This is a genomic window from Pseudomonas sp. NFIX49 (assembly GCF_900115915.1).
GTDB classification, from domain to species: Bacteria; Pseudomonadota; Gammaproteobacteria; order Pseudomonadales; family Pseudomonadaceae; genus Aquipseudomonas; species Aquipseudomonas pharyngis.
In genome coordinates this window covers 426,574-446,444 of sequence record NZ_FOYE01000001.1, presented here as the reverse complement: position 1 = coordinate 446,444, position 19,871 = coordinate 426,574, and the positions used below count along the sequence as shown (strand labels likewise).

17 protein-coding genes are annotated in these 19,871 nt (G+C 61.3%); 4 read left to right on the top strand and 13 right to left on the bottom strand.

Going from position 1 to position 19,871, the window contains the following annotated elements; all coding sequences use genetic code 11:
* Positions 1–17: 17 nt before the first annotated feature.
* Positions 18–731, bottom strand: a complete 714-nt coding sequence (gene pgl, locus BMZ46_RS01995) for a 6-phosphogluconolactonase (protein WP_039766099.1) — start codon at positions 729–731, stop codon at positions 18–20.
* Positions 718–2,184 (bottom strand): glucose-6-phosphate dehydrogenase, encoded by a 1,467-nt coding sequence (gene zwf, locus BMZ46_RS01990; RefSeq protein WP_039766097.1) that lies wholly within the window; start codon positions 2,182–2,184, stop codon positions 718–720. Before zwf ends, pgl begins: the two co-directional genes overlap by 14 nt.
* 226 nt (positions 2,185–2,410) lie before the next feature.
* Here zwf and BMZ46_RS01985 point away from each other — a divergent pair, with 226 nt between their 5' ends.
* A complete protein-coding gene (locus BMZ46_RS01985) occupies positions 2,411–3,271 on the top strand; it encodes a MurR/RpiR family transcriptional regulator (protein WP_169842436.1) in 861 nt (286 codons plus the stop codon).
* A gap of 133 nt (positions 3,272–3,404) precedes the next feature.
* On the opposite strand, the gene BMZ46_RS01980 is transcribed toward BMZ46_RS01985, so the two are convergent.
* The 11 genes from BMZ46_RS01980 to edd all read right to left on the bottom strand — a co-directional run bounded on the left by BMZ46_RS01980 (position 3,405) and on the right by edd (position 16,870).
* Positions 3,405–4,259: a D-hexose-6-phosphate mutarotase gene (locus BMZ46_RS01980; protein ID WP_039766094.1), complete on the bottom strand. Its 855-nt coding sequence runs from the start codon at positions 4,257–4,259 to the stop codon at positions 3,405–3,407.
* Between the two features lie 116 nt (positions 4,260–4,375).
* A complete protein-coding gene (locus BMZ46_RS01975; RefSeq protein ID WP_074688306.1) occupies positions 4,376–5,722 on the bottom strand; it encodes a carbohydrate porin in 1,347 nt (448 codons plus the stop codon).
* Positions 5,723–5,854: 132 nt separating this feature from the next.
* Positions 5,855–7,015 carry an ABC transporter ATP-binding protein gene (locus BMZ46_RS01970; RefSeq protein ID WP_039766088.1) on the bottom strand — a complete coding sequence of 387 codons (1,161 nt, stop codon included), beginning with the start codon at positions 7,013–7,015 and terminating at the stop codon, positions 5,855–5,857.
* A gap of 2 nt (positions 7,016–7,017) precedes the next feature.
* Positions 7,018–7,863: a carbohydrate ABC transporter permease gene (locus tag BMZ46_RS01965; RefSeq protein WP_007951164.1), complete on the bottom strand. Its 846-nt coding sequence runs from the start codon at positions 7,861–7,863 to the stop codon at positions 7,018–7,020.
* The gene (locus tag BMZ46_RS01960) at positions 7,856–8,764 is read right to left on the bottom strand and encodes a carbohydrate ABC transporter permease (protein WP_007951166.1); all 909 of its coding nucleotides are present in this window, start codon (positions 8,762–8,764) and stop codon (positions 7,856–7,858) included. Before BMZ46_RS01960 ends, BMZ46_RS01965 begins: the two co-directional genes overlap by 8 nt.
* A gap of 109 nt (positions 8,765–8,873) precedes the next feature.
* Complete coding sequence (locus BMZ46_RS01955) at positions 8,874–10,175, bottom strand: ABC transporter substrate-binding protein (protein ID WP_074688308.1); 1,302 nt, start codon at positions 10,173–10,175, stop codon at positions 8,874–8,876.
* A 118-nt stretch (positions 10,176–10,293) separates the two neighbouring features.
* A complete protein-coding gene (locus tag BMZ46_RS01950; RefSeq protein ID WP_039766082.1) occupies positions 10,294–11,553 on the bottom strand; it encodes a D-mannose isomerase in 1,260 nt (419 codons plus the stop codon).
* A gap of 177 nt (positions 11,554–11,730) precedes the next feature.
* On the bottom strand, positions 11,731–13,158 hold the full coding sequence (locus tag BMZ46_RS01945) for an ATP-binding protein (protein WP_163976892.1): 1,428 nt from the start codon (positions 13,156–13,158) through the stop codon (positions 11,731–11,733).
* A 31-nt stretch (positions 13,159–13,189) separates the two neighbouring features.
* Complete coding sequence (locus tag BMZ46_RS01940; protein WP_074688312.1) at positions 13,190–13,921, bottom strand: response regulator; 732 nt, start codon at positions 13,919–13,921, stop codon at positions 13,190–13,192.
* 172 nt (positions 13,922–14,093) lie between these two features.
* Positions 14,094–15,047 carry a glucokinase gene (locus BMZ46_RS01935; protein WP_074688315.1) on the bottom strand — a complete coding sequence of 318 codons (954 nt, stop codon included), beginning with the start codon at positions 15,045–15,047 and terminating at the stop codon, positions 14,094–14,096.
* Positions 15,044–16,870 carry a phosphogluconate dehydratase gene (gene edd / locus BMZ46_RS01930; protein ID WP_074688317.1) on the bottom strand — a complete coding sequence of 609 codons (1,827 nt, stop codon included), beginning with the start codon at positions 16,868–16,870 and terminating at the stop codon, positions 15,044–15,046. Before edd ends, BMZ46_RS01935 begins: the two co-directional genes overlap by 4 nt.
* Positions 16,871–17,090: 220 nt before the next feature.
* Here edd and gap point away from each other — a divergent pair, with 220 nt between their 5' ends.
* The 3 genes from gap (at position 17,091) to BMZ46_RS01915 (ending at position 19,801) form a co-directional block, all read left to right on the top strand.
* Positions 17,091–18,092 (top strand): type I glyceraldehyde-3-phosphate dehydrogenase, encoded by a 1,002-nt coding sequence (gene gap, locus BMZ46_RS01925; protein WP_007951174.1) that lies wholly within the window; start codon positions 17,091–17,093, stop codon positions 18,090–18,092.
* A gap of 101 nt (positions 18,093–18,193) precedes the next feature.
* On the top strand, positions 18,194–18,712 hold the full coding sequence (locus tag BMZ46_RS01920; protein ID WP_039766069.1) for an RNA polymerase sigma factor: 519 nt from the start codon (positions 18,194–18,196) through the stop codon (positions 18,710–18,712).
* Between the two features lie 123 nt (positions 18,713–18,835).
* Positions 18,836–19,801 carry a FecR family protein gene (locus tag BMZ46_RS01915; RefSeq protein ID WP_074688319.1) on the top strand — a complete coding sequence of 322 codons (966 nt, stop codon included), beginning with the start codon at positions 18,836–18,838 and terminating at the stop codon, positions 19,799–19,801.
* Positions 19,802–19,871: the final 70 nt, after the last annotated feature.

The following is a 19,871-nucleotide window of genomic DNA, read 5'->3' as shown; positions in this document are numbered from 1 at the left end:
AGCGGCTGTTCCTTGGCTCATGGGCACCAGTAAATCTCTAACGTAGGTTGCAGAAACGCGCGAACCGGCATGGCGGCGACGTCGTTGGATGCCAGTGCGGCATTCAGGGTGGTCAGTTTCGACTGACCGGAAATCGACAGAATCTTGTGCCGCGCCGACGCCAGCAGCGCCCGGCTCATGGTCAGGCGCTGGCGTGGCACGCTTGGTGCGAGCATCGGCCAGCAGCGACGGGTGCCGTCGGCTTGCAGGGCTTCGGCCAGGTTCGGGCTGTCCGGGAACAGTGATGCGGTGTGACCGTCATCACCCATGCCCAGCACCAGCACGTCAATGGGCGGCAATTCGGCGAGCAAACGATCAGCCTGCTCCGCAGCCTGCTCGACGTTGGCCGCCGCGCTGTAGAGGCTGAGGAACTGAGCCTTGGCCGCCGGGCCCCTGAGCAGATATTGCTTGAGCAGACCGGCGTTGCTGTCGGCATGTTCGACCGGCACCCAGCGCTCGTCGGCGAGGGTCACGACGACCTTCGACCAGTCCAGTTCCTGCTTGGCCAGGTGCTGGAAAAACGCCACCGGGCTACGACCGCCGGACACCACCAGCACCGCATTGCCACGTGCCGCCAGCGCTTCGCTCAATTGCTTGGCGACATTCAGCGCCAGGCCTTCGGCGAGCAGCACCGGGCTCTTGAATTCGCGGGCATTCACGCCCTCGGGCAGTTTCACATCAGATATCGCCATACCACGACCTCCCGTCCCGCGTGATCAATGCAATGGAGCTCATCGGCCCCCACGACCCGGCCGCATACGGCTTGGGCGCGTCGCCGGATTTTTTCCACCCGGCGATCAGCTGGTCACACCATTTCCACGCGGCTTCGATTTCATCTTTACGGACAAACAGGTTCTGATTGCCGTTCATCACTTCCAGCAACAACCGCTCGTAGGCATCGGGGATCCGAGCGCTGCGCCAGGTGTCGGAAAAATTCAGTTGCAGCGGACCGCTGCGCAGTTGCATGCCCTTGTCCAGGCCTTGCTCTTTGGTCATCACGCGCAAGGAAATGCCTTCGTCCGGTTGCAGGCGGATGATCAGTTTGTTGCTGATCTGCAGGCGCTGTTCGGGGGCGAAGATGTAGTGCGACGGTTCCTTGAAGTGGATGACGATCTGCGACAGTTTCTGCGGCATGCGCTTGCCGGTGCGCAGGTAGAACGGCACGCCGGCCCAGCGCCAGTTGCGAATGTCGGCACGCAGGGCAACGAAGGTTTCGGTATCGCTCTGGGCATTGGAATTCGGCTCTTCGAGGTAGCCCGGCACGGACTTGCCTTCGCTGTGCCCGGCGATGTACTGGCCGCGCACCACCTGCGTGGTGAGGCCTTCGGGACTGATTGGCGCCAGGGCCTTGAGCACTTTCACTTTTTCATCGCGGATGCTGTCGGCGGACAGGTCGGCCGGCGGATCCATGGCAATCAGGCAGAGCAGTTGCAGCAGGTGGTTCTGGATCATGTCCCGCAACTGGCCGGCCTTGTCGAAGTAACCCCAGCGGCCTTCGATACCGACTTTCTCGGCCACGGTGATTTCCACGTGGGAGATGTAGTTCTGGTTCCACTGGGTTTCGAACAGGCTGTTGGCGAAACGCAGGGCGATGAGGTTCTGAACAGTCTCTTTGCCCAGGTAGTGGTCGATGCGGTAGGTGCGGTTCTCCGGGAAGAACTGCGCCACGGCGTCGTTGACCTTGCGCGAGGATTCGAGGTCGGAGCCGATCGGTTTTTCCAGCACCACGCGGGTGTTTTCCGCCAGACCGACGTTCGCCAGATTCTCGCAAATCGCGCCGTACACCGCCGCCGGAGTGGCGAAGTAGGCAATCATGCGTTGCGTGCTGCCGGCCAGTTCGGCCAGCGCCACGTAATCTTCAGCCTTGAGGAAGTCGACGTGCAGGTAGGTCAGGCGCGCCAGAAAGCGCTCGGCCACGGCCTCGTCCAGCTCCTTGCCCACATAACGACGCAGCTCGGCGGCGATGAACGCCAGGTGTTGCTGCTCGGTGCCCGTCTCACGGGCCAGTGCGATAACGCGCGTGTCCTCGTGCAACAGGCCGGCGCCATCAAGGTGATAAAGGGCAGGAAACAGCTTGCGCAGGGCCAGATCGCCCAAGGCGCCGAACAAGGCGAAGGTGCACGGTTCAACCGTAATCGAAGGCATGATGTTTGTTCTTTTATCAAGTTAAGCTACAAATACCTTTTTTCAAGGCATCACTCAAGGGAAAATGTAGTAATAACCACAACATTTTCGCAAAATACAGATTCCGAGTGGTGGTCGGTCGGAGCCATCAGTAGGATAGGCCACCGTCACGGGCCACATCAAAGGCCCAATTTGCATAGCCGCGCGCTTATCGGCGCCGGTGAATCTAGGAATTCTTATGGACCGCGTGCGAAATTTACTGGAACAGATCCAGAGTCGCCTTGAAGAGCTGAACAAGGCCGAACGCAAAGTCGCCGAAGTGATCCTGCTCAACCCACAGCAGGCCACCCGCTTCAGCATCGCCGCCCTCGCCCAGGCGGCGTCGGTCAGTGAACCGACGGTCAACCGTTTCTGCCGTTCGTTCGGCGTCAGCGGCTACCCCGAACTCAAGTTGCAACTGGCGCAGAGCCTGGCCAGCGGCGCGGCCTATGTCAGCCGCGCAGTGGAAGCTGACGACAATCCCGAGGCCTATACGCAGAAGATTTTCGGCAGTGCGATCGCCTCCCTGGACAGCGCGTGCCAGGCACTGGACCCGAACCTGATCAGCCGCGCCGTCGACCTGTTGATCCAGGCCCGGCAGATCCACTTCTTCGGCCTGGGTGCTTCGGCGCCGGTGGCGCTGGATGCGCAGCACAAGTTCTTCCGCTTTAACCTGGCAGTCACCGCCCACGCCGATGTGCTGATGCAACGGATGATTGCCTCGGTGGCGCACACCGGCGAGCTGTTCGTGATCATTTCCTACACCGGCCGCACGCGCGAACTGGTGGAAGTGGCGCGCATCGCCCGGGAGAACGGCGCTTCGGTGCTGGGCCTGACCGCCGAGAACTCGCCGCTGGCCAAGGCCAGTACGCTTAGCCTGAATATTCCGCTGCCGGAAGACACCGACATCTATATGCCGATGACTTCGCGGATCATTCAGTTGACCGTGCTGGATGTACTGGCGACGGGGATGACCTTGCGTCGCGGGGTGGATTTCCAGCCGCATCTGCGCAAGATCAAAGAGAGCTTGAATGCGAGCCGGTATCCGGTGGGTGACGAGTTCAACTAGTTCGCGCTGATCGTTCCCACGCTCTGCGTGGGAATGCCTCAAGGGACGCTCTGCGTCCAGTGACGCGGAGCGTCACGGGCTGCATTCCCACGCGGAGCGTGGGAACGATCATCGCTCTGCATGGGAGCGATCATTACGCAGCAGCCCACGCCTGCAAACTCAGATGCGCCTTCTCCCCCGGCGCCAGATGCAGACTGTCGGTGCCACCCGCCGCCGCTTCAACACAGACAAACTCCGAGATCTCATCCCAGGTCACGCCGAGCAACGGCCGCGTCCCCGGATGCCACACCACGGTGTCCGCGCTGTCGCCGGTATCGATGCACAACTCGCGCTGCCAGGCGTGATCCTTGAGCTGCAATTCGCCGTCATGCTGGAACACCCGCTGACAGCCGCCATCGACCCGCAACTCGCCTTCCTGCTGACAAATCTCACGGTTCAACTGGTCGTAACCCTGCGCCCCTTCGAGCCCAGACAGCGCTATCTCACTCACATCGCCAATACGCCAGTAAGCATGCAAAGCCTGGCTCAACTGGCACGGCATGTCGTCCTGATGCTCGGTGCTCAGGCGCAATTCCATGCGTTCGCCCAGGTGCGCGTGCAGGTCCACCTGCCAATCGCACAACTGCAATTGCCAATGCAGGCGCACGCCGTCATCGCCGGTGCTGCTGTCGAGCAGTTTCCAGTCCAGCAGTCGCGCCCAGCCGTGAGACGGCCACGCGTTTTCGCTCGGGTGACGGCCATACCATGGCCAGCAAACCGGCACGCCGCCACGAATCGCGCCGACATGCGGCCATTTCGCCGCGCACCACAACCACGGTTTTTGCCCGCGCGGCTGAAAATGCAGCAATTGCGCGCCTTGGCGACTGAACACCGCCTGACACAGCGGATGATCGATCACCAGCACATCGCGCATCTGATAGCGCTCCCAGGCGAACACCGGTCGTTCACGCAAGGATTTGAAGAAGCGTTGCAGCGGATGCTCATGCATGGGCCACGGTTCCAGATTCAACTTTCATGGGCTGCGACACCCCTGTCCAAAAAAAAGCGGACAGCCTTGGCTGTCCGCAAATATGCGCACATAGAGAGGAGCTTATCGCAGACGCGTCAGAACGTAGACTGAATTTTCAGGCCAGCGACCAAAGCGTTATCCACTTCATCCACACCGCCCGGATGAGTGATGTATTGCAGGTTCGGGCGCACGGTCAGCCAGTTGGTCACGTGGAAGCCGTAGTTGATCTCGTAGTTGTATTCGGTTTCGCGAATCGGCGAGAACACCGGATTGTCGTAGTCCGAAACACCGTTGGAGACGTTGAGCAGCTCGGCGTTTTTCTTCACGTCATCGTTGACGTGAATACGCGCAGCACCGATACCGAAGTCATCCTTCGGACGCGCATCGAACAGGCCTTTGTACACAAACATCACGGACTGATAGTTGTCGATGAAGTTGGTGTCCTTGTCGTGGAACGTGGCGTTGGCAGCGATGCTCAGACCACGGCTCTTGTCACCGTTATGGCTGGTGAGTTGCTGTTGCGCAACGAACCAGTAACCGTGTTTGCTGCTGTGGGTACGGTAGGCATCACCGGTGGTCGCTGCGTCGAAACCGTTGACGTCTTCGCGAACGTCGTCGGCATCAGCCGTGCTCTTGTAGTAACCGACACGGTATTCGCCCGGCAGGCTGTTCGGGTTAGGCAACCAGACCAGTTCCACTGGCAATACGGTGCCTTTGGTGCCACTGCCGCTCAACTTGAAGCCGTTGCCGTGTTCCAGCTGCGACGGGTTCTGGTTGTACGCACCGATCTGTGCGTAGAGTTCGTCGTTGATGTTGTATTTGACGCGAATGGCCGCCTGGCTGACCGGCCAGTTGTACCAGATGTTGGTCGCCCAGTTACCCACTTGCGAACCGCAGAACGCCAGGTTCTGGAACTCGCACGGGAAGGTGTTGAAGTCTTCGCCTTCGCCGAAGTAACCGGCCTTGATGTCGAGTTTGTTGTCGAAGAACTGGTGTTTGATCCACAACTGGGTCAGACGCACCATGTGGCCACGACCGTAGACTTCCTGCGAGGAGCTGAGTGTGCCGGCACGCGGATCGCCAACACGGTCGTTGGAAATGTTTTCGCCATTACGGTTGGTCAGCTGGATCTTGGCCTGGGTGTTGTCCCAGCCCCACAGTTTTTGCAGGTCCAGCGCCACGCCCAGACCGAACTGGTCGGAGTAACGCGCCGTCTTGTCGTTGTTGTAGCCGCCGTGAAGGTTGCCGCCCACCTCACCGACGTAGTCCATCTTGATGTCGATGCCTTGCTCGATCAGCTTGGTCCGCTCGCCACCCCAGTCCCCGGTCATCCACTCCGAATCGGAGCTGAACGCGTCAGCCGCGTGGACGCTGCCGGCCAGCATCATTGCCGCAACTGCTGACAACTGGCCGATTCGCTGAGCGTTGTTGTTCTTCTTCATCCCTACATCCTCGTTTTATTGTTATTAACTATTCTTCTTATTTAACGCGGTTTACATCGGATGCGGCGCGCGACAGGCCACGCACCGCGTGCTCCCTGCGGGAACGGGCCTGCCCGCTCCCGCCTGTGTTCATCAGCGACCCTTGAACTGGGCCACGTTGGCGCTGTGCGATTCGGTTTTCGGCAGGCCCGCAATCCCCAGGCGTTCGCCGGACTGGGCGTCGAACAGCAGCACTTTCGACGGATCGAACTGCAGGGTCAGGGTTTCGCCCACCTGCGGCGCCACATCCGGCGCCAGACGGCAGCAGACCTTGGTGTCGTTGAGGTTGACGAACACCAGGGTGTCCGGACCGGTCGGCTCGGTGACCTGCACTTCAGCCTTGATGCTCGGCAGGCCATTGCCCTCGCCGTTCGCCAGCGCGATCTGCTCCGGGCGCAGGCCGAGGATCACTTCGCGGTCTTCGAGACCCGCGTCCTGCATCGCCATCGGCAATTCGCAACGGGCCTGGCCGCTGTCGAGCAGCGCCACCAGACGGCCGTCCTTGCGTTGCAGGCGCAGCGGAATGAAGTTCATCGGCGGCGAACCGATGAAGCTCGCCACGAACAGGTTGGCCGGGTCGTTGTAGATCTCTTTCGGCGTACCGAACTGCTGGATGATCCCGTCCTTCATCACCGCCACTTTGTCGCCCAGGGTCATCGCTTCGATCTGGTCGTGGGTCACGTAGACCGTGGTGGTTTTCAGGCGCTGGTGCATCAGTTTCATTTCGGTGCGCATCTCGACGCGCAGCTTGGCGTCGAGGTTGGACAGCGGTTCGTCGAACAGGTAGATCTTCGGCCGACGCGCCAGCGCACGACCCATCGCCACGCGCTGTTGCTGACCGCCGGAGAGCTGGCCCGGCTTGCGATTGAGCAGGTGCTCGATCTGCAGCAGCTTGGCCACGCGGGCAACTTCTTCGTCGATCGCCGACTGGCTCATCTTGCGGATCTTCAGACCGAACTCGATGTTCTCGCGCACGCTCATGGTCGGGTACAGCGCGTAGGACTGGAACACCATGGCGATGTCGCGATCCTTGGGGCTCATGCCGCTGACGTCCTGGTCGCCGATCATGATCGCGCCGCCGGTGATGGTTTCCAGGCCGGCGATGCAGTTCATCAGGGTCGACTTGCCGCAGCCCGAAGGCCCGACGAGGATCAGGAACTCACCGTCCTTGATCGACAGTTCGATGTTCTTCAGGGTGTCCGGCAGGCCGGCACCGTAGGTCTTGTTTACATTGCGAAGTTCGAGCGTAGCCATGATTACCCCTTGACTGCGCCGGCCGTCAGCCCGCGCACGAAATACTTGCCTGCGACCACATAGACCAGCAGGGTCGGCAGCCCGGCGATCATCGCCGCCGCCATGTCCACGTTGTATTCCTTGGCCCCGGTGCTGGTGTTGACCAGGTTGTTCAGCGCCACCGTGATCGGTTGCGAATCACCGCTGGAGAACACCACGCCGAACAGGAAGTCGTTCCAGATCTGGGTGAACTGCCAGATCAGGCAGACCATGATGATCGGCGTCGACATCGGCAGGATGATCTGGCGGAAGATCGTGAAGAAGCCCGCGCCATCGAGGCGCGCCGCCTTGATCAGCGCATCCGGAATGCTCACGTAGTAGTTACGGAAGAACAGCGTGGTGAACGCCAGACCGTAGACCACATGGATGAACACAAGGCCCGTGGTGGTGCTCGCCAGGCCCATCTTGCCGAGGGTGAACGACGCCGGCAGCAGCACGGTCTGGAACGGCAGGAAGCAGCCGAACAACAGCAGACCGAAGAACAGCTGCGAACCGCGAAAGCGCCAGAACGACAGCACATAACCGTTCAACGCACCGATGGCGGTGGAGATGATCACGGCCGGAACGGTGATCTTGATCGAGTTCCAGAAGTAGCCGTCAACGGTCGCCCAGGCTTTCACCCAGCCGATGCCGCTGACCACGGTCGGCCAGCTCAGCAGGTTGCCGGTGGAAATGTCTTCCGGGGTCTTGAAGCTGGTCAGCAGCATGACCACCAGCGGTACCAGATACAGCAGGACCGCGAGGATCAGCACCGCGTAGATCGCGATGCGACTCAGGCTGATGGCTGGTTTGGAGGCGAGACTAGTCATGACGCTTGGTCCTCAGCTCGGAGTACAGGTAAGGCACGATGATCGCGAGGATCGCACCGAGCATCAGGATTGCACTGGCCGAGCCCATGCCCATCTGTCCACGGCTGAAGGTGAACGAGTACATGAACATCGCCGGCAAATCGGAGGAATAACCCGGGCCGCCGGCCGTCATGGCCGCCACCAGGTCGAAGCTCTTGATCGCGATATGCGCCAGGATCATCACCGCACTGAAAAACACCGGACGCAGGCTTGGCAGCACCACTTTCCAGTAGATGCGCGGCATGCTCGCGCCGTCGATCTGGGCAGCACGGATGATCGACTGATCAACGCCACGCAGACCGGCGAGAAACATCGCCATGATGAAGCCCGAGGCTTGCCAGACCGCCGCGATCACCAGGCAATACACCACGCGATCCGGGTCGATCAGCCAGTCGAGACGGAAGCCTTCCCAGCCCCAGTCCCGCAGCAATTTGTCCAGGCCCATGCCCGGGTTGAGCAGCCATTTCCACGCAGTACCGGTCACGATCATCGAGAGCGCCATCGGGTACAGGTAAATGGTGCGGATAAAGCCTTCGCGACGGATTTTCTGGTCGAGGAAAATCGCCAGTGTCACGCCGATTACCAGGGTGATGCCGATGAACATGCCGCCAAACACGGCCAGGTTCTTGCTCGCCACCCACCAGCGGTCGTTGTCGAACAGACGCTCGTATTGCGCCAGGCCTGCCCACTTGTAGTTCGGCAGGAACGTCGACGTGGTGAACGACAGGACAAACGTCCAGAGGATATAGCCATAGAAGCCCACCAGAACGATGAACATGCTCGGCGCCAGCACCAGTTTCGGTAGCCAGCGCTGCAATGCGTCGAACGGCGAGGCCTTGCTGAACACAGCAACAGAACTCATGGGAAGATCCAATAAAAAAAGAGAAGAGCAGCTACGAGTTGAGAGCTGCAAGACCAGCAGAGCAGCGCTCTTGTCTCGCAGCTTGTAGCTCGCAGCTCGTCGCTACCGCTTACTTGGCAGCCTTGATGGCAGTGCCGAGTTTCTTGGCAGCGTCGGCCGGGTCGGCTTTCGGGTCGTTGATGTAGTTGGTCACGACATCAAAGAACGCACCCTGCACGGCCAGCGTGGTCGCCATGTTGTGCGCCATGCTCGGTTGCAGGCCGCCGCTCTTGGCGTCTGCCAGGAAGTCCTTGGCAGCGGTCTGGGCGCAGGAGTCGAAACCGTACTTGCCCATGTCGGCGAGCATGTCGTTACGCACCGGGATCGAGCCCTTGTTGATGCTGAAGACTTTCTGGAAGTTTTCACCCAGCACGACTTTGGCGATGTCCTGCTGACCGGCCGCGGTGCCCGCGTCCTTCTGCTTGAACACGGCCAGCGAGTCGATGTTGTAGGTGAACGCCTTGTCGGTGCCCGGGAACGCTACGCACTCGTAGTCCTTGCCGGCGACTTTCTTGGCGGCGGTCCATTCGGACTTGGCCCAGTCACCCATGATCTGCATGCCGGCCTTGCCGTTGATGACCTTGGCCGCTTCCAGGTTCCAGTCCTGGCCTTTGCCGTCCGGGTCCATGTAGGTCGCGACTTTCTTCAGCTCGGTCAGGGCCTTGACCATTTCCGGACCGGTCAGGGCAGCGTTGTCCAGGTCGACCAGGGCTTTCTTGTAACCATCAACACCCATCACCGACAGCACGACCGCTTCGAACACGGTGCTGTCCTGCCATGGCTGACCGCCGTGGGCCAGCGGGATGAAGCCCGCCGCTTTCAGCTTGTCGCCGGCGGCGTAGAATTCTTCGAGGGTGGTCGGGGCTTTTTCGATACCGGCTTTCTTGAAGACTTCCGGGTTGATCCACAGCCAGTTCACGCGGTGAATGTTCACCGGCACGGCCACGTAATCACCTTCGAACTTCACGGTGTCGGAGACTTTCTTGTCGAGCAGGCTGTCCCACTTCTCGGACTTGGAAACGTCCTTCAGCACGTCAGTGTCGAGCAGACCGGTCGACGCCCATTCCTGGATGTCCGGGCCCTTGATCTGGGCAACGCCTGGCGGGTTGCCGGCTACTGCGCGGCTTTTCAGCACGGTCATGGCAGTCGCACCGCCACCGCCGGCGACAGCGCCGTCTTTCCAAGTGAAACCGTCTTTCTCGACTTGTGCCTTGAGCACATCGACGGCAGCTTTTTCGCCACCGGACGTCCACCAATGCACGACTTCCACCGAACCTTTGGATTCGGCAGCGGAAACACTCAGGGGCAGCACAGCGAGCGGGAACAGGGAGGCGACAGAAATGACAGTAGCGAGGCGAGAAATCGCATTCATCTGAGATGTACCTTTCTTGTTGTTATGCATGCAAGTCTGGTGCTTGCGCTGCACACGAGTTTAAACAGAGCGTTTCCCCCCGCAGGTAACGAAGGGACGCGCGAATGTCACCACATGGTTACACAGGAACGCTTCGAGACAGGTGTGCCAGAGCACTGGCCATGCTCGGTGCCAGCGGCAGACGCGGAATCAGAACGGCCTGCCAGGCGTGGTACAGATCCGGTTTGCCCGCCCAGATATCGGCACTCGGGCGGTTTTGCGGATCAAGTTCGTGGTGCCAACTGCCGTCGCAGCGGTCGATGAAATACATTTCGCAAAATTCCCAGAACAGGCGATACCAGGTTTCGTACTGCGCATCGCCGGTGCGTTTGAGCAACGCACTGGCGGCAGCGCTGGCCTCGGCGTGGGTCCAGTGCAGGCGATGACGCACCACCGCTTTGTTGTTCCAGTCGAGGGTATAGACGATGCCCGGCGCACCATCGACGTCCCAGCCATAACGGCAGTTTTGTTCGAACAGCTTTTGCGCATCGGTGGCCAGCCAGCCGGGCGTAAGCATGCCGGCCTGGACCCGCGCGGCTTCGAGGTGCAGCAACAGCCGCGCCCACTCGAAACCATGGCCCGGCGTGGTGCCGTAGGGACGGAAACCATCGGCGGGATTGTCATGGTTGTAGTCGCGCAGCGGCTGCCAGTTGCGATCGAAATGCTCGATCACCAGGTAATCGTTGGCTGCGGCGTGCCCGTGAATCACCCGCTCGACGATGCGTTGCGCACGCACCAGCCAGCGCGGGTCTTCGGTCACATCGGCCAAGGCGAGGAAGGCTTCGGTGGCGTGCATGTTGCTGTTGGCGCCGCGATAGGCTTCTTCTTCGCGCCAGTCGCGGTTGAAGAACTCGCGCATGGCGCCCTCTTCCTCGCTCCAGAAATAGGTGTCGATGATGTCGATGGCGTCATCCAGCAACGCCTGCGCGCCGGGACGCTGGGCGACCACAGCGGAACTGGCCGCGAGGGCGACGAAAGCATGCAGATAGGCGTTCTTGCCGGTGTTGCCGTCACGGTGTTCGGCGACAGCGAACCAGCCGCCGTGCATCGCATCACGCAACGGGCCGCGCAGGGCCGCGATGCCGTGATCGACCAGCTCGGCGAACCCCGGCAGGCCCTGAATGTGGGCCATGGCGAAGCTGTGGGTCATGCGTGCGGTGTTCATGGTTTCGGCTTGCGCGCCGGCCTGAAGCTGGCCGCGCTCATCGAGATTGCCAAACCCTTCGGGCAGCCGTGAAGCCTTGGCAAATGCCAGCAGGCGCAGGCCTTCATCGGCGAGCCATTGCTGGTGGGCAGGGGCGTTCAGCCAACTGCTGAAGCCCGGATTGAAATGATCCATGGGTGGCCTTTTTTGTTGTTATGACTGCGGGCAGTCTAAACAACGGGCCGGGAGGGGCTTGTAACGAAGGGGGCGGGTTTTGTCACCGGCTCGTGACAAAGAGCCAGCCCTCATCGGAACGCCGCCCGCCCAGCCCTCTCCCGGAGGGAGAGGGCTGGGGTGAAGGCAAGCTTTTGACTAATCCGCCGAACGCGGCAATTGCAGGGTCACGCGCAATCCGCCTTCGCGCAGGTTCTGCAGCGTCACTTCACCGCCATGGCTATGGGCAATGTTGCGGGCGATCCCCAAACCGAGACCGTAACCCTGCTGCTGTCCCGCCAAGCGGAAGTGCGGCTCGAACACCTGCTCCAGCCGCTGCTCCGGCACGCCCGGCCCTTCATCGTCGACATGCAGCACAAACGCGCGATCATCGTCATCGATGTGCAGGTGGGCGTTCTGCCCGTACTTCAACGCGTTGTCGATCAGGTTGCCGATGCAACGCTTGAGCGCCAGCGGCTTGCCCGGATACGCCGCCAACGCCCGCCCCTGCTGCGTCACGCGACCATTGCCGGCCGGCGCCAGATACGGCTCCACCAGACAGTCGAGCACATGGTTCAGGTCCACCGGCTCGATGTTTTCGTGAATGTCGGTGTCCTTAACGCATTGCAGCGCGCCTTTGACCAGCAGCTCCAGCTCATCCAGATCACGGCCGAACTTGGTCTGCAGCGTTTCGTCTTCCAGCAGTTCGACCCGCAGGCGCAGTCGCGTAATCGGTGTGCGCAGGTCATGGGAAATCGCGCTGAACAACTGGCTGCGCTCGGTCAGGTAACGGCTGATCCGCTCGCGCATGGTGTTGAAGGCGCGGCCCACTTCGACCACTTCGCTACCGCCGCCCTCGGCCACCGGCTCGACATCGGCGCCCAGCGACAAGTCCCGCGCGGCCCGTGCCAGACGCTTGAGCGGCCGGCTCTGCCAGTGCACCAGCAGGCCGATGAACAACAACAGAAAACCGCTGGTGAAGACGATGAACCACACCTGTTGGGTCGGCAGGCCCTGCTCTTCGAGACTGGTGTAGGGCTCGGGCAGCAGCGAGGCGATGTACAGCCATTCACCCGGCGCCAACTGAATCTGGGTCACCAGCACCGGCGGATTCACCGGTTCCAGGGTCAGTGCGTAATGCGCCCACGAACGCGGCAACTCATCGAGTTTCAACCCGGCGTTGAAGATCCGTAAGTCATCGGGGCTGACGAAGGTCACCAGAATGTCGGTGTCCTGGCCCAGCGACTGACGCAGCACTTCATCCACCGCTTTCAGTACCGCGGCCTTGCGCGGCGTCACCGGCAGCACTTCCATGCCCAGCGGTTTGTCATTCAGCGTCACCACAAAACGCGTGCCGCCCATGCTGCGCAATTGATCGAGCACCAGCGGCCGATAGGCCACCGGCAACGAGCGGAAATAACTGACGCTGGCGGTCATCGAATGGGCGAGGCTGCGGGCGCTGGTGACCAACCCTTCGAGCTGCGTCGCACGCAATTGGGACACCCAGATCACGCTGGACAGCGTCTGGGCGAACAACACCGCGAGCAACGTCAGCAGCAGCATCCGCCCGAGCAGCGAACGCGGCATCGGCACTTTGCGCGCGGTGGTGCGCAGGAACTCAGTGACCATTGCCGGCAACCACATTGGCTGCCAGTTGGTAGCCGCTGCCGCGCACGGTGCGGATCAGGCGTGGCGGTTTTTCAGTGTCGCGCAGACGCTGGCGCAAACGACTGACGGCCATGTCGACGATCCGGTCGAGGGGCATCAGGTCGCGGCCACGGGTGGCGTTGCCGATGGTGTCGCGGTCGAGGATTTCCTGGGGATGATCAAGAAACAGTTTCAACAGGGCGAAGTCGGCGCCGGACAGAATCACTTCCTCGCCGTCGGCGTGAAACAGCCGATGGCTGACCATGTCCAGCCGCCATTCATCGAACGCCAGCACTTCACTGCCGCCGCGATCCTGGCCGAATTGGGCGCGACGCAGCAGGGCCTTGATCCGGGCTTGCAGTTCGCGAGGGCTGAAAGGTTTGCCGAGGTAATCGTCGGCGCCGAGCTCCAGGCCGATGACCCGGTCGGCTTCGTCGGAACTGGCGGTGAGCATGATGATCGGCACCTGGGCCTGACGCGGATGCTGGCGCACCCAGCGGCACAGGCTGAAGCCGTCTTCATCGGGCAGCATCACATCGAGGATCACCAGATCGCTCGGCGCTTCATTGAGCGCCTGACGAAAACCGGCGCCATCCGCCGTGGCCCGTACCTGAAAACCCGCGCGGGTCAGGTAGGTTTCCAGCAACTCGCGTATCTCCTGGTCGTCATCGACCAACAAAATCGACTTGTTGACTGAGCTCACTTCGAAGGCATCCTTGTTGTTGGAATTGGGCGGATTATGCCTGATGTGTAGACCGATCGTTCCCACGCTCTGCGTAGGAATGTATCAAGGGACGCTCCGCGTCCAGTGACGCGGAGCGTCACGGGCTGTATTCCCACGCAGAGGGTTCGACGCCTCGACGTGGGAACGCTCTTCAGCCTTCCTGTTCGAGCGCCACTCCTGCACCGACGAGACCGGAATACGGCGCTGTCACCAGCCACACCGGAATCCCCTTGAAGTAATCGCTCATGCAGCCCTTGTCGGCGAAGCTGCGGGCGAAACCGCTTTCGAGGAAGAAATCGGCAAAACGCGGAATCACGCCACCCACGATGTACACCCCGCCACGGCCGCCCGTGGTCAGCACGTTGTTGCCGGCCACGCGACCGAGCCAGCAGCAGAACTGCTCCAGCACTTCCAGGGCGATCGGGTCGCCTGCAAGACCTGCCGCAGTGATGGCTTCCGGCGTGTCGAGCTTGGGCTCATGACCATCCACCGCGCAGATCGCCCGGTAGACCCGCGGCAAGCCGCCACCGCTCAACGCGGTTTCCGCGCTGACGTGGCCGATTTCGTTGTAGATGTGCTGCCACAATTGGGTTTCACGCGGACTGCTCAGCGGCAGATCGACGTGACCGCCCTCTCCCGGCAACGCGGCAAACCGCCCTTCACCGAGATCAAGCAACGTACCGACGCCCAAGCCAGTGCCCGGGCCGATCACCACTGCCGGACGCAACGGCTCCGGCGTGCCTTCGCAAACCACGCGGAATTCGCCGGGCTGCAAACGGGTCATGCCCAGCGCCATCGCCGAGAAATCGTTGATCAGCAACAACTGCTCGACCTGCAAGGTCTGGCAGAACGCCTTGCGACTCAGGCGCCAGTGGTTGTTGGTGAACTTGAACTCATCGCCGCTCACCGGCCCCGCCACCGACAGGCACACCGAGCCGATAGCGCCCGGCGCCAGACCGAGCCCGCCGAGGTAGAGGCTGATCGCCTCTTCCGGGCTGGCGTGGTCGGCCGTGGCCAGCACCTGAACCGATTCGAGCTGCTGATCTTTCCACAACGCGAACCGCGCGTTGGTGCCTCCGATGTCACCGACCAAAGCCAGTTTCAATTAAGCGTCTCCAGGGCAGAAGTGAAGGCGCTGGCGCCCTGCTCCGCCGAGCTGAAGGCCAAACGCATGAAGCCGAATAGTTCGCGACCGCTGCCGATGTTGTTGCCCAACAGGCCTTTGGCAGGTTCGCGCGCTGCGAATTCGGCGGCGTCCACCTTGAGTTCCAAAGTGCCTTTGACGCCATCGACGCGGATGATATCGCCCTCTTGCACGCGCGCCAAAGCGCCGCCGACATAAGCTTCGGGGCTGACATGAATGGCCGCCGGAATTTTCCCGGATGCGCCGGACATACGTCCGTCCGTCACCAGTGCCACTTTGAAGCCGCGATCCTGCAGCACACCAAGGAACGGCGTCATCTTGTGCAGCTCCGGCATGCCGTTGGAGCGCGGGCCCTGGAAGCGCATCACCGCGACGAAATCTTTTTCAAGCAAACCGGCCTTGAAGGCGTCCGCCAGATCCTGTTGATCCTGGAACACCATGGCCGGTGCTTCGACGATCTGGTTTTCCAGCGCGACGGCGGACACCTTCATCACGCCGCGACCGAGGTTGCCTTCCATCACGCGCAAGCCGCCCTCTGCCGAGAACGCACGGGCCACCGGACGCAGGATGTTTTCGTCGAGGCTGTCGGTCGGGCCTTCGCGCCACACCAGCTTGCCGTTATCGAGGAACGGCTCCTTGGTGTACTGGCTCAGGCCGTGGCCGAGCACGGTGTTGACGTCTTCGTGCAGCAGGCCGGCTTCGAGCAGTTCGCGGATCAGGAACGACATGCCGCCCGCCGCCTGGAAGTGGTTGATGTCAGCCTTGCCGTTCGGATAGACGTGGCTCAGGGTCGGCACGACTTCGGAGAGGTCGGCCATGTCCTGCCAGGTCAGTTGAATGCCCGCCGCCATGGCGATGGCCGGCATGTGCAGGGTGTGGTTGGTCGAACCGCCGGTGGCGTGCAGCGCGACGATCGAGTTGACCAGCGCCTTCTCGTCGACGATTTCGCCGATCGGCAGGAAGTTACCGTTCTGTTTGGTCAGGCGCGTGACCTGGTGCGCGGCTTCGCGGGTCAGGGCGTCGCGCAGTGGTGTGTTCGGGTTGACGAAGGACGCGCCCGGCAAGTGCAGGCCCATCACCTCCATCAGCAGCTGGTTGGTGTTGGCGGTGCCGTAGAAAGTGCAGGTGCCCGGGCTGTGGTAGGACTTCATTTCCGATTCCAGCAGCTCTTCGCGAGTCGCCTTGCCTTCGGCGTACTTCTGCCGCACGTCGGCTTTTTCCTTGTTGGAAATCCCCGAGACCATCGGCCCGCCCGGTACGAAGATCGTCGGCAGGTGACCAAAACGCAGCGAGCCCATCATCAGGCCCGGCACGATCTTGTCGCAGATGCCGAGCATCAGCGCGCCATCGAACATGTTGTGAGACAGCGCCACCGCCGTCGACATCGCGATCACTTCGCGGCTCGGCAGGCTCAGCTCCATGCCCGGCTCGCCCTGGGTCACGCCGTCGCACATCGCAGGCGTGCCGCCGGCGAACTGGCCGACCGAGCCGATTTCGCGCAGGGCGTTCTTGATCTGTTCCGGGAAGACTTCGTACGGCTGGTGCGCCGAAAGCATGTCGTTATATGACGAAACAATTGCGATGTTCGCCGAGTTCATCATCCGCAGGCTGTGCTTGTCTTCGCTGCCACACCCGGCCACGCCGTGGGCGAAGTTGGCGCATTGCAGTTTGCCGCGCATCGGCCCGTCGGTGGCGGCGCCGCGAATCAGCGCAAGGTAAGCCTGACGCGTGGCGCGGCTGCGGGCGATAAGCCGTTCGGTGACCTCAAGAACGCGGGGATGCATGTGTAGAACTCCAGGCTAACGGATGTGGCGACCTGATTGTCTATGCTGATCAAAAGCCCGTTCGCGTGGGATGACGAACGGTTTTCTTGATCATTCGGACCAGTTGATTCAGGTCACTCGTTGTAGATAAAACAAAATATTGCCACTAAAAAGGCTTGTTTTCTATTTTTATGCGAATAATCTTGTAATTCCAACAACAAAACGACGGCGGCGCTGTTCAATGACTCTTCGAATCGCAATCAATGGTTTTGGCCGCATCGGCCGTAATGTCCTGCGCGCACTGTATACCCAAGGCTATCGTCAGGATTTGCAGATCGTCGCCATCAACGATCTGGGCGACAGCGCGATCAATGCGCATCTGCTCAAATACGACACCGTTCATGGCACATTCGACGCCGAAGTGGCTCACGACAACGAGAGCCTGACCGTCAACGGAGACCGCATTTCGGTCAGCGCCATCCGCAACCCGGCCGACCTGCCATGGGCCGCGGAAAAGATTGACGTGGTGTTCGAATGCACCGGTCTGTTCACCGACCGCGCCAAAGCCGCTGCGCATATTACCGCCGGGGCACGCAAAGTGATTATCTCGGCCCCGGCCAAAGGCGCCGATGCTACCGTCGTTTACGGTGTGAACCACGACATCCTGCGCCAGTCGCACCAGATCATTTCCAACGCGTCGTGCACCACCAATTGCCTGGCCCCGGTGGCCCAAGTGCTGCACCGCGAACTGGGCATCGAAAGCGGTCTGATGACCACGATTCACGCCTACACCAACGACCAGAACCTGACCGACGTTTATCACACCGACCCGTACCGCGCCCGCTCCGCCACCCAGAACATGATCCCGAGCAAGACCGGCGCTGCCGAAGCCGTGGGCCTGGTGCTGCCGGAACTGGCTGGCAAGCTGACCGGCATGGCCGTGCGCGTGCCGGTAATCAACGTGTCACTGGTTGACCTGACCGTGCAGTTGAAGCGCGAAGCCTCGGCCGATGAAGTCAACGCATTGATGAAAGCCGCGAGCCAGCACTCGAAGATTCTCGGCTACAACACCCTGCCGCTGGTATCGAGCGACTTCAACCACAACCCGCTGTCGTCGATCTTCGACGCCAACCACACCAAATCCAGCGGCAAACTGCTGAAAGTGCTGGCCTGGTATGACAACGAGTGGGGCTTCTCCAACCGCATGCTCGATAACTGCCTGGCGCTGTGCAACGCGGAATAAACGCCTGCTCCCACAGGTTTGATTTCAATCTGAAATCAACACTTGACCACTCGGGCGGATGATAAGCATTATCATTCGCCCGAAATGGATCAGGTCATCCCGTGAGTCAATCACACTTCAATCACGTCTTCCTCGCCCAGCGCACTTCGCTGCTGCGGACCCTGGAACGGATGGTCAACAACCACAGCACCGCCGAAGACCTGTTGCAGGAAACCTACCTGCGCGTCACCCGGGCGCTGAGCGAACGGGCCATCGATCACCTTGAACCCTTTGTCTTCCAGACCGCGCGCAATCTGGCGCTGGACCATTTGCGCGCGCGCAAGATTCATTCGCGCACCATGGTCGACGACGTGCCGCAGGAGGTGGTGCACAGCGTCGCCGCCCCCGCCAGCAGTGCCGAAGACGCCGCTCACGCCGAACAATTGCTGGAGCGCCTGAACGTGAGTCTCGCTGAACTCAGCCCCCGCCAACAGCAGATTTTCATCCTCAGCCGCCTGCACGGGCGCAGCTATCAGGAAATCGCCGCAGAACTGAACGTGTCCCTCAGCACGGTGCAGAAAGAACTCAAACTGATCATGACCATCTGCATCGGTGTCGCCGAACGCTTGAACGGCGACTGATGCAGTAGGACTTTTCTGTAAACCTCAGGATCGACTGCACTGATCATCGGGCTTTGTTACCCTTGCCCGACTTTTACGCTTCACTAAAAAACAGCCGTGCACAGACACTGCCGAGGAACCACCGTGACGGACATCCACCGCTCCCCTTCGCCTTCATCGGCGCAGGACGCCGCCAGCGCAATGGACCAGGCTCTGGACTGGCTCATCGTGCTCGGCAGTCCGGACGAGGAGCAGACCCGGCAATTCCATGCCTGGCTGGCGGCCGACCCGTTGAATGCCGAGGCGTTCGCCAAGGCCCAGGCAATCTGGGACGGCCCGCAGATCGCCCAGTGCGCACAGAACCTCGCGACCAAACCGAAGAAAGTCACCGTCCTCACACGCCTGCGCCCGCACTGGAAACCGCTGGCCACCGCCGCCGTTCTGCTGCTCGGGCTGTTCAGTTTCAGCAACCTGCCGATGCGTCTGCAGGCCGATCACCTGACCGTGGTCGGCGAGCGTCAGCGCCTGCAGCTCGAGGACGGCTCGAAAGTCCTGCTCAACACCAATTCCGCGTTCTCCAGCACGATCAACGATCAGCAGCGAGTCGCGCGGCTGTATCAGGGCGAAGCGTTTTTCGAGATCCCGGCCAGCCGCAGCCAGCCGCTGGAAATCGACGCCGGGCCGGTGAAGGCCAGCGTGCGCGACACCGCATTCGCCGTGCGTTATCTGGACGGCGTGGCGCAGGTGCGGGTGCAGCGCGGCGATGTCGATCTGCGGGCGACCCGTGATGATGCGCGGGTGCGGCTGTCCGCCGGGGAAAGCATCCGCATCGGCCCGAACGGTTTCGACCGCCCGGCCAAGGTCGACGCCGCCACCGATCTGGCCTGGGTGCAAGGTCGGCTGATCTTCGAAAACTGCCCGCTGAACCAGGTGCTGGCCGAACTGCGCCGCTACTACCCGGGCTTCATCATCAACGCCAACGAACAGTTGGCCGACGTCGCCGTCACCGGCAATTACCGTCTCGACCAGCCGCTGGATGTGGTGCGTTCGCTCGCTCACATCACCTCGGCCAAGCTTCGGGAATTCCCGGCGCTGGTGATCTTGAACTAAATGAGAATTATTTTTACTCGATAGCCGAAGCTCGCTCGTCTCGTTATAGCCAATGCAATTGATTCGCATC